Source organism: Pseudomonas sp. DrBHI1 (assembly GCF_002205115.1).
GTDB classification, from domain to species: domain Bacteria; phylum Pseudomonadota; class Gammaproteobacteria; order Pseudomonadales; family Pseudomonadaceae; genus Aquipseudomonas; species Aquipseudomonas mosselii.
Genome location: NZ_NIBE01000146.1, coordinates 17,353 through 39,832 on the forward strand (window position 1 = coordinate 17,353; position 22,480 = coordinate 39,832).

Annotated in this window: 15 protein-coding genes; 12 read left to right on the forward strand and 3 right to left on the reverse strand. The window is 66.3% G+C overall.

From position 1 onward, the window contains the following. The first annotated feature begins 139 nt into the window (after positions 1 to 139). The 11 genes from gabP to CC207_RS26570 all read left to right on the forward strand — a co-directional run bounded on the left by gabP (position 140) and on the right by CC207_RS26570 (position 18,401). Positions 140 to 1,534, forward strand: coding sequence for a GABA permease (gene gabP, locus CC207_RS26520; protein WP_028692053.1), 1,395 nt, complete (start codon positions 140 to 142; stop codon positions 1,532 to 1,534). 141 nt (positions 1,535 to 1,675) lie between these two features. Further along, positions 1,676 to 2,452, forward strand: coding sequence for an efflux RND transporter periplasmic adaptor subunit (locus CC207_RS26525; protein WP_088853080.1), 777 nt, complete (start codon positions 1,676 to 1,678; stop codon positions 2,450 to 2,452). Beyond that, on the forward strand, positions 2,449 to 3,768 hold the full coding sequence (locus tag CC207_RS26530) for an efflux RND transporter periplasmic adaptor subunit (RefSeq protein ID WP_028692051.1): 1,320 nt from the start codon (positions 2,449 to 2,451) through the stop codon (positions 3,766 to 3,768). The genes CC207_RS26525 and CC207_RS26530 overlap by 4 nt, the downstream gene beginning before the upstream one ends. Then, a complete protein-coding gene (locus CC207_RS26535) occupies positions 3,765 to 5,861 on the forward strand; it encodes an HlyD family efflux transporter periplasmic adaptor subunit (protein WP_088853081.1) in 2,097 nt (698 codons plus the stop codon). The genes CC207_RS26530 and CC207_RS26535 overlap by 4 nt, the downstream gene beginning before the upstream one ends. Before the next feature lie 25 nt (positions 5,862 to 5,886). Then, the gene (locus CC207_RS26540; RefSeq protein WP_088853082.1) at positions 5,887 to 6,687 is read left to right on the forward strand and encodes an aspartyl/asparaginyl beta-hydroxylase domain-containing protein; all 801 of its coding nucleotides are present in this window, start codon (positions 5,887 to 5,889) and stop codon (positions 6,685 to 6,687) included. Beyond that, positions 6,675 to 7,658: a sulfotransferase gene (locus CC207_RS26545; RefSeq protein ID WP_178081001.1), complete on the forward strand. Its 984-nt coding sequence runs from the start codon at positions 6,675 to 6,677 to the stop codon at positions 7,656 to 7,658. The genes CC207_RS26540 and CC207_RS26545 overlap by 13 nt, the downstream gene beginning before the upstream one ends. Positions 7,659 to 7,833: 175 nt before the next feature. Beyond that, entirely contained in the window at positions 7,834 to 8,328 is a 495-nt protein-coding gene (locus CC207_RS26550) for a GNAT family N-acetyltransferase (protein ID WP_088853083.1), read from the forward strand. A gap of 12 nt (positions 8,329 to 8,340) precedes the next feature. Next, positions 8,341 to 8,649 carry a hypothetical protein gene (locus CC207_RS26555; protein WP_028692047.1) on the forward strand — a complete coding sequence of 103 codons (309 nt, stop codon included), beginning with the start codon at positions 8,341 to 8,343 and terminating at the stop codon, positions 8,647 to 8,649. 75 nt (positions 8,650 to 8,724) lie between these two features. Further along, positions 8,725 to 9,315, forward strand: coding sequence for a phage tail protein (locus CC207_RS26560; protein WP_028692046.1), 591 nt, complete (start codon positions 8,725 to 8,727; stop codon positions 9,313 to 9,315). Positions 9,316 to 9,453: 138 nt separating this feature from the next. After that, positions 9,454 to 16,842 carry an Ig-like domain-containing protein gene (locus CC207_RS26565; protein ID WP_256582374.1) on the forward strand — a complete coding sequence of 2,463 codons (7,389 nt, stop codon included), beginning with the start codon at positions 9,454 to 9,456 and terminating at the stop codon, positions 16,840 to 16,842. Positions 16,843 to 16,904: 62 nt separating this feature from the next. Next, on the forward strand, positions 16,905 to 18,401 hold the full coding sequence (locus tag CC207_RS26570; RefSeq protein WP_069016249.1) for a TolC family protein: 1,497 nt from the start codon (positions 16,905 to 16,907) through the stop codon (positions 18,399 to 18,401). 32 nt (positions 18,402 to 18,433) lie between these two features. Here the strand turns inward: CC207_RS26570 and cysC are convergent, their stop codons facing one another. The 3 genes from cysC to CC207_RS26585 are packed head-to-tail and all read right to left on the reverse strand — an operon-like array spanning position 18,434 to position 20,944. Then, positions 18,434 to 19,009: an adenylyl-sulfate kinase gene (gene cysC, locus CC207_RS26575; protein ID WP_088853084.1), complete on the reverse strand. Its 576-nt coding sequence runs from the start codon at positions 19,007 to 19,009 to the stop codon at positions 18,434 to 18,436. 56 nt (positions 19,010 to 19,065) lie between these two features. After that, entirely contained in the window at positions 19,066 to 20,082 is a 1,017-nt protein-coding gene (locus tag CC207_RS26580; RefSeq protein ID WP_178081002.1) for a hypothetical protein, read from the reverse strand. Continuing rightward, positions 20,072 to 20,944 carry a LysR family transcriptional regulator gene (locus CC207_RS26585; protein WP_088853085.1) on the reverse strand — a complete coding sequence of 291 codons (873 nt, stop codon included), beginning with the start codon at positions 20,942 to 20,944 and terminating at the stop codon, positions 20,072 to 20,074. The genes CC207_RS26580 and CC207_RS26585 overlap by 11 nt, the downstream gene beginning before the upstream one ends. A gap of 149 nt (positions 20,945 to 21,093) precedes the next feature. Here CC207_RS26585 and CC207_RS26590 point away from each other — a divergent pair. Beyond that, a partial coding sequence (locus CC207_RS26590) for an MFS transporter (RefSeq protein ID WP_088853086.1) occupies positions 21,094 to 22,480 on the forward strand: 1,387 nt, incomplete at its 3' end.

Sequence of the window (22,480 nt, forward strand, 5' to 3'; positions counted from 1 at the left end):
CATCCCCACGGTGCGTTGCCCGGGCGCGTGAAAAGGCCGTAACAGAGCGTGCGCAACGTACTCCGCCCTTTGCCGAGGAGACCGTTTCGCCTGCCCCTGCCCGTCCCTTCCTTGTGTCAGCAAAAAGAGAACAAGACCAATGAACACCGTGGGAACTGATGGCAACCTTGCTCAAGGTTTCAAGCCACGTCACGTAACGATGCTGTCCATCGCCGGCATCATCGGCGCGGGGCTCTTCGTCGGCTCCGGGCACGCCATCGCGGCGGCCGGCCCGGCCACCATCCTCTCCTATTTCGTGGCCGGCACCCTGGTGGTGCTGGTTATGCGCATGCTCGGCGAAATGGCCGTGGCCCACCCCGACACCGGCTCGTTTTCCACCTACGCCGACCAGGCCATCGGTCGTTGGGCCGGCTACACCATCGGCTGGCTGTACTGGTGGTTCTGGGTACTGGTGATCCCCATCGAGGCGCTGGCCGCCGGGCATGTGCTCAACGCCTGGTTCCCCCAGGTGGACAGCTGGATCTTCGCCCTGGCCTCGGTGCTGCTGCTGGCCTGCACCAACCTGTTCAGCGTGGCCAAGTACGGTGAGTTCGAGTTCTGGTTCGCCATTCTCAAGGTCACCGCCATTCTCGGCTTCATCGGCCTGGGCTTCGCCGCGCTGCTGGGTTGGTTGCCTGAGCGCGAGGTCAGTGGACTGAGCACGCTGATGGACGAGCACGGCGGTTTCGCGCCCAAGGGCTGGTCCGCGGTGGTCGGTGCCTTCATCACCGTGATGTTCAGCTTCATCGGCACCGAGGCGGTGACCATCGCCGCCTCCGAGTCCAGCGACCCGGCACGCAACATCGCCAAGGCCACCCGTTCGGTGATCTGGCGTATCAGTACGTTCTATATATTGTCGATCTTCGTGATCATCTCGGTGGTGCCGTGGAATGACCCGCAACTGGCGGTAGTGGGTTCCTACCAGCGTGCGCTGGAAATCATGAACATCCCGAACGCGGCGCTGATGGTCGACATCGTGGTATTGATCGCGGTGACCAGCTGCATGAACTCATCGATCTATATCGCTTCGCGGATGATGTACTCGCTGGCCAAGCGTGGCGATGCCCCGGCCTTGCTGAAGCACACGTCCAAGGTGGGTGTACCGCGCGCCGCGGTATTCGGCAGCACCCTGATCGGCGCAGCCATCGCCATCCTCAACTACTTTGCACCCAAGGGCGTGTTCGAGTTCCTGCTCGCCAGCTCCGGCGCCATCGCGCTGCTGGTGTACCTGGTGATCGCCATTTCGCAACTGCGCATGCGTGGTCGGCTGGAGCGCGAGAACGCCAACCTCAAGTTCCGCATGTGGCTGTTCCCCTGGCTGACCTGGGCGGTGATCCTGTTCATCAGCGGTGCCCTGGCCGTGATGATGTTCACCGAGGAGCACCGCGCCGAGGTGACCGCCACCTTGAGCCTGGCGATCGTGATCTCGTTCCTGGGGATCGTCACCACCCGTGGACATTCCCGCAGGGCCGTGGGAGCGCGTTCGCTGGGTTGAGGTCATTGCGACGGCGTTGACCGCCACTCGGAGGATTTGCCGGATCCTTCGAGTCGCCCGATTCTTCATCCAGGTGATGTATCCGTGCCATCATTTTTTGCCTTACACTCCCGGCAACCAGCTCGCAAGGGAGTGCGCAACATGCTTCACGGTATCCGTCTGGCTTTGACCCTGTGTGTGTTGCACCTGCCGCTGGCGCATGCCGACGAGTCGCCTGCCGACCCCTTGCTCGACACCGCCTCCAGCAGCAGCGCCGAACAGAATCCCCGTGGCGTGCTGCGGGCCCGTGACCAGGCCGTGTTGTCCAGTGAGCTGGCCGGGCGCATCGTCGAAATGCCTTTCGCCGATGGCCAGGACTTCAAAAAGGGCAGCACCCTGGCCCGCTTCGATTGCAGCGCCTATCAAGCCCAGCTCAACGCCGCCCAGGCCGCCGTGCGTGCCGCCAGTGAGGAACTCAGGCACAACCGCCAGTTGGCTGCCCTGAAGTCAGTCGGCCAGTTCGAAGTGTCGCTGGCCGAGGCCAAGCAGGCCCAGGCCCAGGCCGAAGCTCAGGTGTACCAGGTGCAGATCAAACGCTGCGTGGTCAGCGCGCCGTTCGACGGGCGGGTGGTGCAGCGCCGAGCCCAGCCCCATGAAAGCGTGCCCAGCGGTGCGCCGTTGATCGAGGTGGTGGACAATCGCTCGCTGGAAATCCACCTGCTGGTACCCTCACGGTGGTTGGGGCGGCTCAAGCCCGGTCAGCCGTTCGAATTCGTTCCGGATGAAACCGGCAGCCCGCTGCAGGCGCAGGTCAAGCGTGTCGGCGCGCGGATCGACGAAGGCAGCCAGACCCTGCAACTGATCGGTGAACTGCCCAGCGACAGCCAAGGGCTGCTGGCCGGCATGAGCGGTACCGCCCACTTCGCGCAACAGCCATGACCGCCGCTGCCGCAGGTGTGGCCGAGCATGCCTTCGCCCACTTTCTCGGTTTGCAGCGCCAGGCGCGCCAGGCCGCCAGCACCGAGCAGTTGGCTTACAGCATGGTCAATGACGGCCAGGCGTTGTTCGGCTTTCGTCATGCCGCGCTGCTGATCGCTGGCAAGGTTCGGGCGCTGACCGGCATCAGCGTGGTGGAGCCCCATGCGCCGTTCGTGGCGTTCGTCGAGCGCGCCGCTCACCGTTTGCAAAGGGCTGGATTGGCTGCTCAGGCCGCCGTGGTAGACCCGGCCAGGCTGGATGACCAGGCACTGGCCGACTGGCAATCATTGTCGGCCGCTCATGCCTATTGGTTGCCGCTGCTCGACCGCAACGGCGACGTGTTCGGTGGCCTGTGGCTGGCCCGTGATCAAGCCTTCACACCCGCCGAGCAGGCCCTGCTCAACCAGTTGGGCGATACCTACGCCCATGCCTGGCTGGCCCTGCACCCGGTCCGCCCCTGGCGCCTGCGCTGGCCACGGCGGCGTCTGCTGACGGTGGCCGCAGCACTGTTGCTGGTATTGCTGGTGCCGGTGCGCCAGTCGGTGCTGGCACCGGCCGAGGTCGTGCCACGGGCGGGACGGGTGGTCGCCGCGCCGCTGGACGGGGTGATCGCCGAATTTCTGGTCAAGCCCAACCAGACGGTCGCCGTTGGCGACGTGCTGGTGCGCTTCGATGCCACCACGCTCAAGGCCCAGGCCGACGTCGCCGGGCGCGCCCTTGGCGTGGCCGAGGCTGAGCTCAAGGCCAGCACCCAGCGCGCCTTCAGCGACGCCGAGTCCAACGCACGCCTCGATCTGCTGGCTGCTCGTGTGGAGCAGAAGCGTGCCGAGCTGGATTACGCCCGCCAGCTCCTCGGCCGCAGCGAGATCCGCGCCGAGCGCGCGGGGATCGCGGTGTTCGCCGATGCCGAGCGCTGGACCGGCAAGCCGGTGCAGACCGGCGAGCGGCTGATGCAACTGGCTGATCCGCAGCAGGCCGAGCTGCGCCTGGAACTGCCGGTGGGCGATGCCATCGCCTTGCAGCCTGGCGCCGAGGTGGCGCTGTTTCTCGACAGCGATCCGCTGCATCGCCATGGTGCTCGTCTGCAGCGCGCCGCCTACGAGGCCCAGGCGACTGCCGCCGGGCAGCTCGCCTACCGGCTTGATGCCGGTTTCGAGGAGGCGCCGCCGCGGATCGGCCTGCGCGGGACCGCCAAGCTGTATGGCGAGCGCGCGCCGCTGGTCTACTACCTGCTGCGTCGACCACTGGCGGCATTGCGCCAGGGGCTAGGGCTATGAACCTGCCGCCGCTGCGGGCCGACCTGCAACTGTCCGCGGCGGCGCCTGGCCACGATGGCGCGCCCCAGTGGACCCTCGCCGACCCGTTGCGCGGGCGCTACTTCAAACTCGGTGCCATTGCCGTGCGCTTGCTGCAACACTGGCGCCTGGGCGACCCGCAGCATGTGCTGGCGGCGGCCAATGCCGAACCCGGCCTGGCCGTCGACCAGCAGGCGCTGGAAGAACTGTTGCTGTTCCTCGGCCAGCACGATCTGATCAGCGCCGAGGACGCCCGCCAGCGCGACAGCTATGCGACCAAGGCCGCCGCGAGCCGTCAGAGCCTGTGGACGCGCGTGCTGCACCAGTACCTGTTCTTCCGGATTCCGTTGTGGCGTCCGGACGCTTTCCTCAATCGTGCCTGGCCGGTACTCGAACGTCATGGCGGCTGGATGGTGCGCGTGGCCCTGCCGCTGCTGCTGGCGTTGGGCGTGTTCTTGGTGGCGCGCGACTGGTCGCGCTTCATCGCCACCTTCCCGCACCTGTTCAGCCTGGGCGGCATCCTCGCCTTCGGCTTGGCGCTGGGGTTCGCCAAGCTCTGCCACGAGTTCGGCCATGCGTTCATGGCCAAGCGTGCCGGCTGCCGGGTGCAGAGCATGGGGCTGGCGTTCATGGTGCTGCTGCCGATGTTCTATACCGATGTCAGCGATGCCTGGCGGGTGCGTGACCGCCGTTCGCGGCTGCTGATCGACGCCGGCGGGGTGTTCGCCGAGCTGGTGCTGGCGGTTTTGGCGCTGCTGGCCTGGTCGCTGTTGCCCGATGGCCCGGCGCGCACGGCGGCATTCATGCTGGCCAGTGCCACCTGGATCACCACCTTGCTGGTCAACCTCAACCCGTTCATGCGCTTCGATGGCTACTTCCTGGTGAGTGACCTGTGGGGTGTCGAGAACCTGCAGCAGCGCGCCTTCGCCCTGTGTCGCTGGCGTCTGCGCGAGGCCCTGTTCGGCTATGGCGAGCCGGCTCCAGAAGCCTGGCCGCCGGTGATGCGCCGGCGATTGCTGGTCTGGGGGTATGGCGCCTGGCTATGGCGCGCGGTGTTGTTCTTCGGTATCGCCCTGGCGGTGTATCACCTGTTCTTCAAGTTGTTGGGCATCTTCCTGATGCTGGTGGAACTGGTGTGGTTCATCGGCCTGCCAGTGTGGAAGGAGCTGCAGCAGTGGTGGCTGCGCCGTGGTCAGGCGGCGCCGGGCAAGGCATTGCGGGGCGCAGCCGTGCTGGCGCTGCTACTGGCCGTGCTGGTGGTGCCCTGGCGCGGCGCGGTGGACGTGCCGGCGATGCTCGAGGCGTCCCGGGTCAGCGCCTTGCACGCGCCCGTGGCGGCTCGGGTGAAGCGTCTGCCGGTGCGTGAAGGGCAGGTGGTCGCCCAGGGGGAGTTACTACTGGAGCTGGAGTCACCCGACCTGGCTTCGCGCCAGTCCATCGTGCGTCGCGAGATCGACATCCTGCAGTTGCTGTTGCGGCGTCAGGCCGGCCGCAGCGAGACGGCGGGCGATGCCGGCGTGCTTGAGCAGCAGTTGGCCGAGGCCGTAGCCGAATACCGCGGGCTGGCGGCCCAGCGTGAGCGCCTACAGCTGCGGGCGCCGCGTGCGGGGGTACTGCGTGACCTGCCGACCGACCTGGCCCCAGGACAATGGGTCAGCCCGGCACAGACACTCGGCCGTGTGGTCGAGCCAGGCCTGCGCCTGCGGGGCTATCTGGCCGAGGCCGATCTGTGGCGCGTGGCGGTTGGCAGCGAGGGACGTTTCATCGCCGATGACCCGGGGCGGCCGGCGTTGCCGGTGCGCGTCGAGCAGGTCGATGCCACTGGCGTGGCGGTGCTGGAGCTCGAGGCGCTGGCGTCCGATCGCCATGGGCCGGTGGCCGTGCGTCGCGATGCCCAGCAGCGCGCGGAGCCGGTGCAGGCGCAATACGGCGTACGCTTGAGCCCGCTGGCCGAGATGCCCGACGTGAACCAGCCACTGCGCGGGGTGGTGGTGCTCGATGGGGCCCGGGAGTCGCTGCTGGGCAGCGCCTGGCGTCGGCTGGCGGCATTGGGCGTGCGCGAGAGCGGTTTCTAGTAAGCATTCACTGCGAGGGCGCTGCATGAGTGAGGTCACGTTGCCGCGTTGTTCCCGACTGGCTTTGGCCACGGACTTACCGGCATTGCTGCAAGCATTGGCCCGTACCCGGGCCGAGGCCTGGCAGGCGCATTTCAACAGGGGGTATCACGAGGGGGACTGGAGTGGTGTGGCCTTGGTCACCGCCGAGGATGCCTCGGTGCCACTGGCTCCTGGCCTGGGCGCTCCCAAAGACCTGATCTGGTGGCAGGGCGAAGCAGCCTGGCAAGCAGTGCTGGCGCCGTTCCAGTCCTCGCTGCGCGCCGCCCGTCTGCTGCGCCTGGGGGAGGGTGCCAGGATCCACGAGCACCGCGACCCCGACCTGGGGCGCCCCGGCGGCTGCCTGCGCCTGCACATTCCTTTGATCAGCCCGCCCGGCGTTGAATTTCTGGTGGACGACCTGCAGGTGCCGATGTGCCCCGGCGAATGCTGGTTCATCGACCTGTCGCGACCTCACCGAGTCAACAACCCCGGGCCCGGCGAACGCATCCACCTGGTGCTCGACTGCACGCCAGCCCCTTGGCTGCTGGCACTGATCGAGGAGGGGCTGGCGCGCACGCCAACGTTGCAGGTGGGCAGGGCGGGGCAGGCATTCGAACGGTTCCGTCAGCAGGTGGCCGAGTCTGCGGCGTTGGCCGCACGCCTGCAGGCACTTGAGGACCCTCGAGCATTCGTCGCCGAGGCCGTGCGATTGGGCGCCGAGCATGGGCAGTTTTTTTCCGACGCAGAGGTCTTGGCCGCCATGCGCCGGGGCAAGCAGGCATGGAGCGATCAATGGCGCGTATGAATACTCCGCTGGACTTCCAGGGCTGGCTGCCCATTCGCCTCTGGCAAGGCGACGCCGGCTGGCGGGTGGACTGGTGCTGGTTTGGCGAGCGGCGCCTGACCCGGCCATTCTTTCGCGACGATGTCGACCTGGCGCTGCGCCTGCCGTTCAACCAGGCGATGCGCCGTGAAACCGATGTCCAGGCGCTGCTCGACGGGTATGCACGCAGTCCGGGCCTGAGCCCCACGGCCCTGCTGTTCCACGCTTCACGTTGTGGTTCGACCCTGGTCGCTCAGTTGCTGGCCAGCCAGCCCCGTAACATCGTGCTGTCCGAACCTGCGCCGCTGGACAACCTGCTGCGCGCCGCGCGCCAGGATCCAGCCGCTGCAAGCTGGCAAGCCGAGGCCCTGCGCGCACTGTGCTCGGCCTATGGCCAGCGCCGCCAGGGTGACGAGCAGCAACTGCTGATCAAGCTCGACGCCTGGAACATCTTCGACGCACCGCTGCTGACGGCGCTGTATCCCGATGCGGCCCGGGTATTCCTCTACCGCGACCCACTGGAAATCGTTGTCTCGCAACTGCGCCAGGCGGGCATGCATCGGGTGCCGGGGCTGCTTGGTGCTTCGGGCCTCGACAGCCTGCTGCCAGCCCCCCAAGCCATGGGCACGGTGGAATACACCTGCCGGATGATTGGCGAAATTCTCGCGGCTGGCCTAACGTTGTGCGAACGCCACGGCGCCATCGCCGTGAACTACAGCGAATTGCCCGACGCCGTCTGGGGACGCCTCGGGCCACTGTTCGGCATCCAGCCAGGCGATGTGGCTGACCTGCGCGCCGTCGCGGCCTTCGACGCCAAGCAGCCGGCCATGAACTTCAACGCCGACAGCCAGCGCAAGCGCGAGGAGGCCGACGACGAAATACGGGCTGCGGTCATCCGTTGGGCCCAGGCGCCTTACAACGCGTTGGAATCCATACGGTTGCGAAACGTCTAGGAAATGGCGTCAAACGACCTCGAACGGGTGTTTGAGAAAAAAGTTGAAAAGACCCTGTTTGGGTAGTGGCTATTTGCCTTGCTCTTCGGCTACGCTGCTGCAGATTGTGTAGGACAATTCACTTGGATGTGCGCCCCTCACCATGGGGTAACCTTATGCAGGGAAGCCATACCCGATGTCCATTTCCGAGGTGAGCCTCCGTCCCATCGTGGACGTCGACCGGGCGTTCCTGCGCACCCTCTACGGCACCACCCGTGCCGCCGAAATGGCCCTGCTGCCGTGGCCCCAGGCCGCCATCGATGTGTTCCTCGACCAGCAGTTCCAAGCCCAGCACGACTATTACCAAGCCCAGTTCGCCGACGCCGACTTCTTCATCATCGAAGTGGCGGGCGAGCCCATTGGCCGCGTCTACCTGCACTGGACCGACAGCCACGTGCAGTTCATCGACATGGCCCTGCTGCCCGCCTGGTGCGGGCGCGGCATCGGCAGCCGGTTGCTCGTGAAGTGGCTGGCGCAAGCCGATGCCGACGGCCTCAGCGCCGGCCTGCATGTCACCCCTCATAACCCGGCCTTGCGGCTTTACCAGCGCTGCGGGTTCGAGGTGGTCGGCGAGACCGGCCTGTCCCTGAAGATGCGCCGAGCGGCGCTCACCACTGCCATTCGTGCCTGAAGGACCAGATCCATGCATGCCATGCCCACGTTCGACGCACTGCAACAGGCCACCGGCAGCCACTTCCAGCTGTGGGTCAGCGACGAGCAGGCGCTCGAGGCGCAGCTGCTGGCCGTGACCGAGGGCCAGGCCATGTCGCCGCGTCACCAGCGTTATGCGGCGGAATTCGCCCTGCCGGCCGGCACCGAGCTGCCGCAGGCGGTGTTCCGCCTGTCGCCGCCAGGCGAGCAAGGTTGGCTGCTGTTGATGACGCCGGTGAGCCCCGATGACGATGGGCGCCCGGTGCTGGAAGCGATTTTTCACGTAGACCGGCCGCTCTGAGGGCGTCCGCCACACGCGTCATGTCCGGCGGGCCATGGGGCCCGTCTTCGCAGTGTTGTCATAGGAGAGCAGCAAATGAGTGAGCCGTTCCTCGGTCAGATCACCTTGTTCGCAGGCAACTTCGCCCCTCGGGGCTGGGCCTTCTGCCAAGGTCAGCTTCTGAGCATCGCCCAGAACACCGCGTTGTTCTCGATTCTCGGGACGACCTACGGTGGCAATGGCCAGACCACTTTCGCACTGCCTGACCTGCGTGGCCGGGCGCCTATCCAGCAAGGGACGGGGCCGGGGTTGCCGAATGTCGTGCTAGGGGAGGTGGCAGGTGCCCCAACGGCCAGCCTGACGTCACTGAACATGGCCTCGCAACCCGTGATCATCCCGGCCAGCACGGTGTCGGTCGCCATCCCCGCAGCGGAAGGCGATGCTGACCTGCCCGCACCTTCGACCAGTGGCGTGCTGGCCAAGCCCAAGGACACCACGGGCTCCGGTGCTGCGATCGACATCTATGCCTCGACCGCCAGCGACACGACGCTCAAACCGTTCAACCTCACCATTCCGGCCAGCACCGGTGCGACCACGGGGCAAAGCCAGCCCTTCTCGATCCGAAACCCCTACCTGGGTATCAACTTCATCATTGCAGTGGAAGGGCTGTTCCCGTCCCGCAACTGAGGCCGGGTAGGCAACAAGCAGGGCTGCGGGGCGCACATCGGCGCCCCGTCGTCCGTTCAGGATTTTCCAACAAGGACAGGCCGTCCTCACCCGCAAGGGCGGCACGCACAACCAGCCCCAGGGCTGAGCGAGGGCATCATGGCATTCTGGAAACGCGGCAAGGACACCCACACACCCAACGTTTCCACGAGCCGCCCGAGCCTCATCCAGGCCCTGGAGCCGCGCATGATGTTCGACGCCTCGGTGGGCGTGGTCGCCGACCAGGGCGCCCAGGCGGTCGAAGCAGTCGCAGCCGCCAGCGTGGCCAAGGACACCAGCGCCGCGAGCGATGCGGCCAGCACCCGCGACAGCGCCACCCACGAGCCCGTCCACGAGGCGGCGCCCGCCACCGCGCCGGTCACGGCAGCTTCGGGCAACCACGAAGTCGTGTTCGTCGACTCCGCCGTCAGCGACTACCAGAAGCTCATTGCCGGCCTGCCCGCCGGGGTCGAAGTGGTGGTGCTGGAGAACGGCAAGGATGGTTTCAAGCAGATCGCCGATTACCTCGATGGCCGCAACGACGTGACCTCGATCGATATCATCAGCCACGGTGACAAGGGCTATGTCTACCTGGCCGGCAACGCCATCTGGGCCAACCAGCTGGCCAGCCATGGCGCGGACCTTGCGCGTATTGGCAGCAGCCTGGCGCCGGGCGGTGACATCCGGTTCTTTGCCTGCAACACCGGGGCCGGCAGCGACGGCCAGCTGTTCGTCAACGAAGTGGCGCGGCTCAGCGGTGCGGATGTAGGCGCTTCGTCCGACGCCACCGGTAACCGCGCCGGCGAGGACTGGGCGCTGGAGACCGTCTCCGGGGTGGTTGCAACGGACGTCGGCGTGCAGCGTGGCAACCTGTCGGCTTTCAACACTTCGCTTGCGACCATCACCGTCACCACCACCGATGCTTCGGCCATCACCAACGATGGCCAGGTGTCCCTGGCCGAGGCCATCCAGGCCGCGAACACCGACACCTCGGTGGACGGCTCGGCCGCAGGCAGCGGCAGCGACATCATCGTGTTCCACCAGAACCTGAAAGGGCAGACCATCCGCTGGTCCTCGGCCACGGCACTGGCGGTGACCAGCAACATCACCATCAACGGTGATGTCGACGGCGACGGCAAGGGCGACATCATCTTGAGCGGTGACGTCAACAACAACGGTACCCGCGATACCCTCGAAGCCTCGGGCCTGCAAAGCAACGGCGGGGGCGTGCTGACCGTGCGCAACCTGGATTTCCGTCATTTCTCCAGCAACATCGCTGGCGGCGCGATCCGCGCCAACGGCGGCTCGATCACCGTCGAGGACTCCAACTTCGAGAGCAACGCCGGCACGGTGATCAACTCGGCGACCACCGCAGGATCCACCGTGGTGGTGCGCAACACCACGATCCACGACAACAGCGCCAGCATTGTCGGCGGCACCGCCATGTCGACGCTCGTGCGCCTGGGCGGCGCCAACAACCACGTGCTGGAAAACGTCGCCATCTACAACAACACCGGCACCTACGGCGCCACCGGCACGGTGGCGGCCGGCTCGATCATCGTGCTGAGCAACAGCGGCGGCACGGTGCGCATCACCAACAGCACCATCGCCAACAACGTGTTCCTCAACACCAGTATCGGTAGCATCGCCTCGGGCGGCCTCGGCTGGGTCAGCGGCCAGGCCGGCACGGTGACGGTGCAGAACAGCATTTTCACCGGCAACACCGTGAACGGCACCCAGCTCGATGCGGCCACCAATGGTGGTGTTGGCGGCGGCTACACCAGCACCACCAACTTGATCGGTACCGCGGTCAACTTCGTCAACACCGCCACCGGTGACTACCGGTTGGCCAGCACCGCCAGCAACGCCATCGATCAAGGCACCCTCGTCGGCGCACCGCTCACCGACCTGCGCGGCTTCGACCGGCCCCGTGGCGGTGGCGTTGATATCGGCGCCTACGAGGTGCTGTATTCGGCGCCGCCGGTGGTCGACCTGGACACCGGCACCGGCGGCAACGACAGCACGGTCAACTTCACCGGCAGCCCGGTGGCCATCGTGCCGAACATCAGCCTCACCCAGACCGACGGCGACACCCAGGTCAGCGGTGCGACCTTGACCCTCGGTGGCGTGCTCGACGGCGGCAACGAAACCTTGTCGCTCAGCGCCGGGCAGATCGCCACCGCGGCCAGCTACGGCATCACCATCAGCGGCTCCGGCACCACGGTGCTGTCGCTCAGCGGTGTGGCCACCCTGGCCCAGTACCGCTCGATCCTCGCCGTGGTCGCCTACGGCAACAGCACCGGGGCATACACCAGCGGCACCCGCAGCGTGACGGTCAGCGTCAATGACGACATGGGCAGCACAACCCGCACCGCTTCGGTGGTGGTCCAGCCGCCCAATGCCGCCCCGGTGATCGCCAACCTCAACGGCGACAGTCAGACCTTCACCCAAGGCGCAGGCTCGGTGCTGCTCGACAGCGGCGGCAATGCCACCGTCACCGACAGCGACTCGGCCGACTTCGCCGGCGGCAACCTGACCGTGGCGGTGAGCGCCAACGGCGTAGCCGGCGAAGATGTGCTGGGCATTCGCAACCAGGGCAATGGCGTCGGGCAGATCGGCGTCAGCGGCAACACGGTCAGCTACGGCGGCGTGGCCATCGGCACCTATACCGGAGGCACGGGGGGCGCAAACCTGGTGCTGACATTCAACGGCAATGCCACGGCGGCGGCGGTCCAGGCGGTGGTGCGCAACCTCACCTACGACAACAGCAATGCCGCCAACAGCATCGGCCAGGCCACCCGTACCTTGTCGGTCACGGTCAACGATGGCGACGGTGGCACTTCGAGCGCGGCATCGGTGTCGGTGGCCATCCACGAGACCGTCCCGCCCACCGCCACCATCACACTCAGCGACACGGCCCTCAAAGTGGGCGAGACCGCGACGGTGACGATCACCTTCAGCGAGGTGGTGACCGGCTTCACCAATGCCGACCTGACGGTGGCCAACGGCACCTTGAGCGCGGTGTCCAGCAGCGATGGCGGCAAGACCTGGACCGCCACCTTCACCCCGACCAACAACCTCACCAATGCCAGCAACGTCATTACCCTGAACAACGCGGGCGTCACCGATCTGGCCGGCAATGCTGGCGCCGGCACCACCAGCTCGGCCAACTACAGCATCGATACCGTGCGCCCGACCGCGACCATCGTGGTCAGCGACAGCAACCTGACCATCGGTGAAACTTCGCTGGTGACCATCACCTTCAGCGAGGCGGTGACCGGCTTCACCAATGCCGACCTGACGGTGGCTAACGGCACCTTGAGCGCGGTGTCCAGCAGTGATGGCGGCATCACCTGGACGGCGACCTTCACGCCGACCAGCGCCATCACCGACGCGACCAACCTCATCACCCTGGACAACACCGGCGTGACCGACCTGGCGGGTAACGCCGGCAGCGGCACCACCAACTCGAACAACTACGCCATCGATACCGTGCGCCCGAGTGCGACCATCGTGGTGGCCGACAGCAGCCTGAGGATCGGTGAAACCTCGCTGGTGACCATCACCTTCAGCGAAGCGGTGACCGGCTTCACCAATGCCGACCTGAACGTGGCCAACGGTACCTTGAGCGCGGTGTCCAGCAGTGATGGCGGCATCACCTGGACGGCGACCTTCACGCCGACCAGCGCCATCACCGACGCGACCAACGTCATCACCCTGGACAACACTGGGGTGACCGATGCCGCCGGCAACGCTGGGGCCGGTACCACCGACTCGAACAACTTCGCCATCGACACCCAGCGCCCGACCGCGACCATCGCGGTGGCCGACAGCAACCTGGCCATCGGCCAGACGTCGCTGGTAACCATCACCTTCAGCGAAGCGGTGACCGGCTTCACCAATGCCGACCTGAGCGTGGCCAACGGCACCCTGAGCGCGGTGTCCAGTAGCGATGGTGGCATCACCTGGACGGCGACCTTTACCCCGACCAGCGCCATCACCGACGCGACCAACGTCATCACCCTGGACAACACTGGGGTGACCGATGCCGCCGGCAACGCTGGCGCCGGGACCACCGACTCGAACAACTACGCCATCGACACCCAGCGCCCGACCGCGACCATCGTGATGGCCGACAGCAACCTGACCGTGGGTGAGACCACCACGGTGACCATCACCTTCAGCGAAGCGGTGAGCGGCTTCACCCTGGCCGACCTGACGGCGCCCAACGGCACCTTGAGCGGGCTGTCCAGCAGCGACGGCGGCATCACCTGGACGGCCACCTTTACCCCGACGGTCAACGTGCACGACACCACCAACGTCATCACCTTGAACAACACCGGGGTGGCCGACTTGGCCGGCAATACCGGTGCCGGTACCACCAGCTCCGCCAACTACACAGTCAGTACCCTGCAGCCCACGGCGACGGTGGTGGTGAGCAACCCGGCCCTGCGCGTGGGCGACACCAGCCAGGTGACCTTCACCTTCAGCGAGGCGGTGACCGGCTTCACCAATGCCGACCTGACGGTGGCCAACGGCACCTTGAGCGCGGTGTCCAGCAGCGACGGCGGCATCACGTGGACCGCCACCTTCACCCCGACCGGCAACATCACCGACAGCACCAACCTGATCGTCCTCGACAACAGCGGCGTGGTCGGCGCGAGCAGCGGCAATGCTGGCTCCGGCACCACCAGCTCGAACAACTATGCCATCGACACCCAGCGCCCGACCGCCACCATCGTGGTGGCCGACAGCAACCTGGCCATCGGCCAGACGTCACTGGTGACCATCACCTTCAGCGAGGCGGTGACCGGCTTCACCAATGCCGACCTGACGATCGCCAACGGCACCCTGAGCGCGGTGAGCAGCAGCGACGGCGGCGTGACCTGGACCGCGACCCTGACCCCGGCCGCCGGTATCACCGACACCAGCAACCTGATCACCCTGGACAACACAGGTGTGACGGATATCGCGGGCAACGCCGGCACCGGCAGCACCGATTCGAACAACTACGCCGTCGACAGCCAGCGCCCGACAGCCACTATCGTGATCGCCGACCCCAATCTGACAGCGGGGGAGACCACCACGGTAACCTTCACCTTCAGCGAAGCGGTGACCGGTTTCACCAACGCCGACCTCTCGGTGGCCAGTGGCACCCTGAGCGCCGTGAGCAGCAGCGACGGCGGTATCACCTGGACTGCCACCTTCACCCCGAGCAATGGGGTGAGGGACCTCAGCAATGTGATCACCCTGAACAATACCGGTGTCAGCGACCTGGCCGGCAACGCCGGTGTCGGCACTACCTCGTCGGCCAACTACACAGTCGACACCGTCGTCCCCACGGCCACCGTCGTGGTCGCCGACACGGCCCTGCGCGTTGGCGAGACATCACTGGTGACCATCACCTTCAGCGAAGCGGTCAGCGGTTTTACCCTGGCCGACCTGAGCGTGGCCAACGGTACCTTGAGCGGGTTGAGCAGCAGCGATGGCGGCATCACCTGGACCGCGACCCTGACCCCAACCAGCAATGTCGAAGACACCAGCAACCTGATCACCCTGGACAATACCGGCGTCGTGGGTGCGAGCTCCGGCAACGCCGGTATAGGCAGCACCGACTCCAACAACTATGCCATCGACACCCGCGCCCCCAGCGTGACCAGCGTCGGAGGCCCGGCCGGGGTTTCCTACAATGCAGGCGATGCCCTGGTGTTCGTGGTCAACGTCAGCGAAGCTGTGCAGGTGGCGGGTTCGCCGCGCCTGGCCCTGGACATCGGCGGCCACACGGTGTTCGCCGACCTGGTGGCTGGGGCCGGCACCACGACCCTGGTGTTCCAGTACACCATCCAGCCCGGCGACAACGACAGCGATGGTGTCACCGTCACCGGTCTCACCGCCAATGGCGCGACCCTCACCGACGCCGCGGGCAACGCCATGAACCTGACCCTCAATGGTGTGTCCGACACCCATCAGGTGCTGGTCGACACCCAGGCGCCGACAGCGGTCGGTATCGTCACCCTCGACCCGTCGCCGAGCAATGCACAGAGTGTGCGTTTCACGGTGACTTTCAGTGAACAAGTCAGCGGTGTCGACCTGGCCGACTTCACGCTGGTCGGCAGTGGCTCGGCATCCGGCACGCTCAGTGGCCTGCAAGCGCTGGGCGGCGGTGTCTATGTGATCACCGTCAGCGGTGTGAGCGGGACCGGTACGTTGGGCCTGAACCTCAATGGCAGTGCGACCGGCATCACCGACGTGGCTGGCAACGCGTTGGTCGGGGGGCTCACCGGTGCCGTGTACAGCATCGACCGCGATGCCCCCACGGTGGGCAGTGTCAGTGTGCCGGTCGGCGTCCTCTACAACACCGGCGATGTGCTCACCTTCGTGGTCAACACCAGCGAAGCGGTGGTGGTCGACGGGGTACCCCGTCTTGCCTTGGATGTGGGCGGGCGCACGGTGTACGCCGACTTCGTGGCCGGCTCGGGCACGCCGACACTGGTATTCCAATATCAAGTCCAGGCCGGTGACAACGATGCCGACGGCATCCAGGTGCTGGGGCTGTCGGCCAACGGGGCGAGCCTGAGGGACGCCGCCGGCAACGCGCTGACACCGGCTCTTGAAAATGTCGGTGACACCCATGGTGTGGTCGTCGATGGTACGCCACCCACCGTGGTGTCGATCGTGGCCAACCCCTCGCCGACACCAGGTGGCCAGTCGTTTACCGTGACCTTCAGTGAGGATGTCAGCGGTGTCGACCTGGCAGACTTCGAGCTGGTGGGCAATGGCAACGCCAGCGGCACCCTGCAATCGCTGGTGCGTCTCGACGGTCGCACCTGGCAAATCAACGTTGGCGGTGTGGCCGGCGCCGGCAGCCTGGCCCTGGCGCTCAGATCCAGTGGTACCGGCATTACCGATGCTGCGGGCAACGCGCTGGTCGGCGGCTTTATCGGGCAAGGCGTGGCCCTGCAGTCGAACGATGGTGATCCGGAGTTCCGGGCCTATCCGCCCGCGCAGCCGGTGCAGGTCAGCCCGGGCATGCCTGTGTCGGTCTCGCCCCTACCGGTGACCGCGCCATACCAGTCACCGCTGTTGCCACAACCGTTGTTCGAGGTTCCGACATCGGGTGGCGGGCTGCCAACCTTGGGCAACCTGTTCATCCACAACGGCGCGCTGGCGCCGAGCTATCTGGCCCAGGTATTCGCCGGTCACCAGGGTGACAGTGCCATCGGCAATGGTTCTGGGGCCGGCTTCCTCGGCTTTGGCGGTGGGGACGCCAATGTCTTCGGGGCCAGCAGCCTGGCCAACATCTTCGACAAGACGCTGCCGGATGACGGTGGCCAGTTCGAGCTCAGCGGCGGCAAGCCGTTCCGCCAGGGAGCGGAGGCAGAGAAGGGTTTGACCGGGGCTCCAACCCTGGGGCAGCAACTCCAGGCCTTCCGGGAGGGGGAGCAACGTCAGGCCAGGCAACTGGCGCAGGCGTTGGGGCAGGTAGAGGTACCCGCGCCGCAGGCATGAGCCAGCGGACGCAAGCTATCCATTAGAAGAACAGCAGTGCCGTACCAAGGGGGCGGACAGGGATGAGCAAAGCATCGAGGATTTTCGCGGTAAGCGTGCTGGCGTTGGCGGTGACGGGGTGCGCGGTCAAGACCCAGCCCATTGACCGCAGCGTCAGCGAGCAGCGGGCAAAGGCCGACCTGGCCAGTATGTTCAAAGGCCAGGAGGCGCTGCACGGGCCGCTGACGTTGCACCAGGCCATGGCCAGGGCTGTCAAGTACAACCTGGAAGCCCGCCTGAAAGTCATGGAGGAGGCCCTGGCCCAGCGCCAGGTTGACCTGGCCAGCTTCGACATGCTGCCACGCATGGCCCTGTCGGCCGGTTATGCCGGGCGCAGTAACGTCAGCGCGTCGAGCAGCCGTAGCGTGCTGACCAACACCCAGTCCCTGGAGCCGTCGACCTCCCAGGACCGTGACCGCGACGTGGCCGACCTGACCATGGTCTGGAACGTTCTCGACTTCGGCGTCAGCTACGTCAGCGCCAAGCAGCAGGGCGACCAGCGCCTGATCGTGCAGGAGCGTCGGCGCAAGGTGGTGCAGACCATCATCCAGGACGTGCGCTCGGCCTATTGGCGGGCCGTGGCTGCCGAACGCCTGCTCAAGCAGATCGATGCGCTGATGGTGCGCGTCGACCAGGCCAGGGACAACAGCCAGCGTCTGGGCGAGCAACGCATCGGCGATCCGATCCAGGCGCTTGGCTACCAGCGCGCGCTGATCGAGGCCACCCGCCAGTTGGAAGAGCAACGTCGGGCCTTGTCGCTGGCCAAGACCGAGCTGGGCGCGTTGATCAACCTGCCGCCCGGCACCGAGCTGACCCTCGCCGCCACCGACGACTACAGCGTGCCGGAGCTCAAGGTGGGCCTCGAAGCGCTGGAGCAGCAGGCCTTGGCGACCCGTCCCGAGCTGCGTGAGCAAGACTATCAGGCACGTATCAGTGCCGCCGAGGTGCGCAAGTCGATGCTGCGCATGTTGCCGGGGTTGGAGTTTTCGGCCGGCGGTCACTACGACAGCAACAGCTTCCTGATCAACCAGCATTGGGCCGATTATGGCGTGAAGGTCACCTGGAACCTGTTCAACGTGCTGTCGGGGCCTGCCTCCATAGATGTGGCCAAGGCCGGCGAGCAGGTGGTCGAGGCACGCCGCCAGGCCATGTCCATGGCTATCCTGGCACAGTTGTACGTGGCCAACGCCAACTACAATGAAGCCCGTCGCCAGTTCACCACCAGCCAGCAACTGGTGAGCCTCGACCAGCAGATCGTCGAGCAACTGCGTAACCGCCACCAGGCACAAGGGATCGGCGAGCTCGAGCTGATCCAGGGCGAGTTGAACGCGCTGCAGGCCGACCTGCGTCGCGATTTGGCTTATGCCGAGCTGCGCAACAGTTATGGCCAGCTGTTCGCCAGCGCCGGCCTCGACCCGCTGCCGCAGAGCCTGCCGTCCAATGAGCTGGCCGATATTGCCCAGGCCTTGAGCAACAATGAGGCGCGCTGGCAGCGTGGCGATATCGCCCCGGGCAGCTGAGCGCAACCAGCAGGCGCGGGGCCAGCCCGCGCCTACTGCAGTTGGTACAGTACCCGCTGCTGTACGTACGCCAGCAGTTGCGCCGTTGCTATCGACAGCGGCACGTGTGCCGTCTCCACCACCAGCTCCGGCCGCTCCGGCACTTCGTAGGGCGCATCGATCCCGGTAAAGGCCGCCAGCTCTCCCGCTCGGGCGCGGCGATACAGGCCTTTGGGATCGCGGGCCTCGCAGGTGGCCAGATCAGCGTTGACGTGCACCTCGTGGAAGCCCGCCTTGCAGGCCTGGCGTGCGGCGGCGCGCCCCGCGCGATAAGGTGAGATCAACGCGGCGATGCATATCAGCCCGGCATCGGCGAACAGCGCCGCCACCTCGGCTGTGCGGCGGATGTTTTCATGGCGATCCTCGGGTGAGAATCCCAAGTCGGCATTTAGCCCTGTGCGTAATACATCACCGTCGAGCACGTAGCAGCCATGTCCCTGCTCATGGAGCTCTCGGGCCAGGGCCTGGGCCAGTGTCGACTTTCCCGCGCCTGAGAGTCCGGTAAGCCAGATGACCGCGCCAGATCGGGCACGTGCCGGTGGATGTTCATCGCTTCCTGCGTGATGCACCTTGGGCGTCTCCGAAAGGGGGAGGGGCCCAGTGTACTGCGCGGCGTGGTGGTATGTCAGTGGCCGGAAAACAGCAGTTGGGCAACGCTTGGATCGGTCAGCAGGTGGGTGGGGTCATGGCCAATGCCCGGCAGTACGTACTGGCGATGCGCGAGCGCTATCGACCAGCGCTGGGAAAGTAAAGCCTCGTAGCGCAGGTAGTTGAGTTGCCGCTCGACCCGGTCACGGCCCTGGGCCTGGGCTGCACAGCTGCGGTCCATGATCCGGCTGTGCGGGTGACGGTCGCGCTCGCCGACCAGGTAGGTCACGTCGCGTGCGGCGTAGCGGCTGAGCACCTGGCGGGCATCGAGATGCTGCGTGGCGAAGTAGTCCGGTGCGCCCGGCAGGCCATAGCGGTAACGGTCGTAGTCGGGGCACTGCGCGGCAGCTAAAGGGGCGAAGCCTTCGCCAAGGGGGCGGTTGGCATCCAGGTACAGGTAGGTGGAGGGGCTGGCGACAATGTAGCGCACGTGGATCCCAAGGGCTCGCAGCGCCTGGTCGCCCGTGCCGAGCAGCGTGTAGCGCTGCAACAGTTGGCCGCCGGCGGAATGACCGATCAACGTGATGTCTTCAAGGTGTGGAAATCGATGACGATCGCCAAGGTAGGCGAGAAGGTCGTCGAGCACCGCGAATGCTGAGATGCCGGTGCGTCCGGCCACGGACTCGTGGCCCTGCAGCCATTGGTTTTTTACCCACAAGGGCGCAGTGGGCGTTGTCTGGGGATCGTCTTCGCTGAAGAAGCGGGGGGCCAGCAGCAGCGTGTCGTCCTGGGTGAGTCCCGCATTGCCGAGCAGGATCAGGCCGTTGCGATAGTAGTGGTCGGCATCACGGTGCACGCCATGGAGCACGATCACTGCGTGTTGGACCGGCAGGCGGATGTCGAGCCTGACATTGGCATAGGTGAAGAAAGGGTAGGGCGCAGGCTTGCCCAGCGCCATCGTCTGCATGGCGTCGCCGGCCCACGCGGGCCAGGCCAGGCAGGCGAGCAACGCCAGCAGCACTCGATAACCGGTACGTAGTTGATCATTTGGCACCTTGGCTCACTCCTTCTATATAGCGCAGCACTGCGGGCGACTTTTCGAAGCGGCGGTGCACCAGGCTCAGCCATGAACTTGCCTGGGCGTCGGCGATGGGCCGGTAGTTGACCTGGGGCAAACTGATACGCTGGACCACCGACGCCGGTACCACGGCCACGCCCTGGCCCAGTGACACCAGGGTGAGTACCGCCACCAGGCTGCCCGGTTGCGGCCCCAGGCGCGGGGTGAAGTTGCCCTGGGTGGCAATTGCCAGTGTGCCGGAGATCTGCTCGGGCAAGATGAAGGTTTCGTCGGCCAGGCGTGAGGCCGGGATGGTCTTCAGTTCGTTGAGGCGCGAGCTGGCCGGTAGCGCCAGGACGAAACCTTCCTGATGCAAGGCGACGGCTTTCAGGGGCTGCGGCAGCTCCATCGGTGAACGCAAGTAGGCGAGGTCGAGTTGCCCCTCGTCGACAAGAGAGGGGAGCTCGAGCATGGGCACTTCGCGAATGTTCAGCTGTACGTCGGGATAGGCCTGGACAAACCGACTGACCTGTTGCTGCAGGGTACCGGAGTAAGCTGCCGAGGCAACGTAGCCGAGTTCGATCCTCCCACTGTCGCCGCGACCTGCACGCTGCGCACCCAACTGTGCTGCGTCGAACTGCTGCACCGCCTGTTCGGCCTCGGTAAGCAAGGCACGGCCGGCGGCGGTGAGGCTTACCTCGCGCTGGCTGCGTTCGAACAGCCGCACTCCGAGCTCACGCTCCATGTCCTGGATCTGCCGGCTCAGGGTCGGCGGGGCGATGCCCAGTTGCTCGGCGGCGCGGGTGAAGTGGCCGTGACGGGCGACGGCAAGGAAGTAGCGGAAGTGACGTATCTCCATGGGGACTCGTTAGCCAGGCGCTAATGACGCGGGACGTGCTGGCTAACAAGCCAGTTGCCCGGCGGCGTTATGGTGAAGGCAACACTACAAGGCTGGCGTCGTGGCGGTAAAGCGGCGACGACCCGCCTGCTCTTTGTAACGGAGCCGTCATGCCTGCCGCCGCCTCACCACGCTTCACCCTGTTCACCGCCTCGGCGGTGTGCGCCTTGATCATCCTCGACACCAACATCGTCGCGGTTAGCCTGCCCAGCATTGCCCGTGATCTGTCCGGCTCGTTCAGCGACATCGAATGGGTGGTCAGTGCGTATTTGCTGGCGTTCGCTGCCTGTCTGCTACCCGCTGGCAGCCTGGCCGACCGCTTCGGCAGGCGGCGCATGCTACTGCTCGGCCTGGCGCTGTTCGGCGCTGCCTCGCTGGCGTGCGGCGCCGCGCCCAGCCTGTTGTTCCTTGATCTGGCCCGCGCAGCCAAGGGCATCGGTGCCGCGTTGTTGCTGACTGCCGCGCTGGCCGCCATCGGCCACCGTTTCCACGCACCGCAGGAACGCATGCGGGCCTGGGCCTTCTGGGGCGCCTGCATGGGCGCGACCATCACCTTCGCACCGCTGCTCGGTGGGCTGATCGCCAGTACCTTGGGCTGGCGCTGGATCTTCTATATCAACCTGCCGCTGGTGATCGTGCTGGCGTTCATGGTCGCAAGCAGTATCGAGGAGTCCCGCGACGGTTCGGCGGCGCGGTTCGATCCACTGGGCAGCCTGACTTTCGCCGGTGGCCTGGGCTACCTGACCTGGGCCTTGATCGACGCCAATCGGGTTGGTTGGGATAGCGCCCCCACGTTGGGGCGTCTGCTGATCGGCGTGTTCCTGCTTGGCTTGTTCGTGATGGCCGAGCGCAGCCAGGCGCGGCCGATGGTCGACCTCGGCCTGATGCGCAGCGGGCGTTTCATCGGGGCCTTGCTGGGGATGCTCGCCTATGCCGCCTGTGCGCAGGTGATGATGACCTTGCTGCCGCTGTACCTGCAGAGCGGCTTGCAGCTCTCGGCCCTGGCCGCGGGCGCGGGCATGCTGCCGTTCGCCGTGGCCATGCTGCTCACGCCTCGGTTGGGCATGCGCATGGCTGCGCGCCTGTCGCCGGCCCAGGTGTTCGCATTGGGGTTGGTCCTGGTCGGGGTGGGCAACCTGGCCTGCGCCTGGGCCACCGGCCAGAGTGGCTATGCCGCGTTCGCCCTGGCCAGTGTCGTGCTGGGCGCCGGAGCCGGGCTGCTCAATGGCGATACGCAGAAGAACATCATGGCCTGCGTGCCGCGTGAGCGCACCGGTATGGCTTCGGGGCTGAGCACCACCACGCGCTTCGGGGCCATCGTCCTTGCCATAGGCATTCTCGGCGGCATCCTTGCGGCGCGCAGTGGGCAACTGCTGCGCGATGCCCTGACGCTCCAGGCACCCGAGGCGTTGGGTGTGGCGGGGGAGATGGCTACGCGGGTGGCAGCGGGGGATCTGCATGCCGCGTTGGCGTTGCTCGACCCAAGGCTGAGAGAGG

Excerpts from the sequence above, each read along its gene's own strand:
- CC207_RS26545 (WP_178081001.1), top strand. The coding sequence starts at position 6,675 with ATGGCGCGTATGAATACTCCGCTGGACTTCCAGGGCTGGCTGCCCATT.
- gabP (WP_028692053.1), top strand. The coding sequence starts at position 140 with ATGAACACCGTGGGAACTGATGGCAACCTTGCTCAAGGTTTCAAGCCA.
- CC207_RS26565 (WP_256582374.1), top strand. The coding sequence starts at position 9,454 with ATGGCATTCTGGAAACGCGGCAAGGACACCCACACACCCAACGTTTCC.
- CC207_RS26530 (WP_028692051.1), top strand. The coding sequence starts at position 2,449 with ATGACCGCCGCTGCCGCAGGTGTGGCCGAGCATGCCTTCGCCCACTTT.
- CC207_RS26525 (WP_088853080.1), top strand. The coding sequence starts at position 1,676 with ATGCTTCACGGTATCCGTCTGGCTTTGACCCTGTGTGTGTTGCACCTG.
- CC207_RS26555 (WP_028692047.1), top strand. The coding sequence starts at position 8,341 with ATGCATGCCATGCCCACGTTCGACGCACTGCAACAGGCCACCGGCAGC.
- CC207_RS26540 (WP_088853082.1), top strand. The coding sequence starts at position 5,887 with ATGAGTGAGGTCACGTTGCCGCGTTGTTCCCGACTGGCTTTGGCCACG.
- CC207_RS26535 (WP_088853081.1), top strand. The coding sequence starts at position 3,765 with ATGAACCTGCCGCCGCTGCGGGCCGACCTGCAACTGTCCGCGGCGGCG.
- CC207_RS26585 (WP_088853085.1), bottom strand. The coding sequence starts at position 20,944 with ATGGAGATACGTCACTTCCGCTACTTCCTTGCCGTCGCCCGTCACGGC.
- CC207_RS26570 (WP_069016249.1), top strand. The coding sequence starts at position 16,905 with ATGAGCAAAGCATCGAGGATTTTCGCGGTAAGCGTGCTGGCGTTGGCG.
- CC207_RS26560 (WP_028692046.1), top strand. The coding sequence starts at position 8,725 with ATGAGTGAGCCGTTCCTCGGTCAGATCACCTTGTTCGCAGGCAACTTC.
- CC207_RS26550 (WP_088853083.1), top strand. The coding sequence starts at position 7,834 with ATGTCCATTTCCGAGGTGAGCCTCCGTCCCATCGTGGACGTCGACCGG.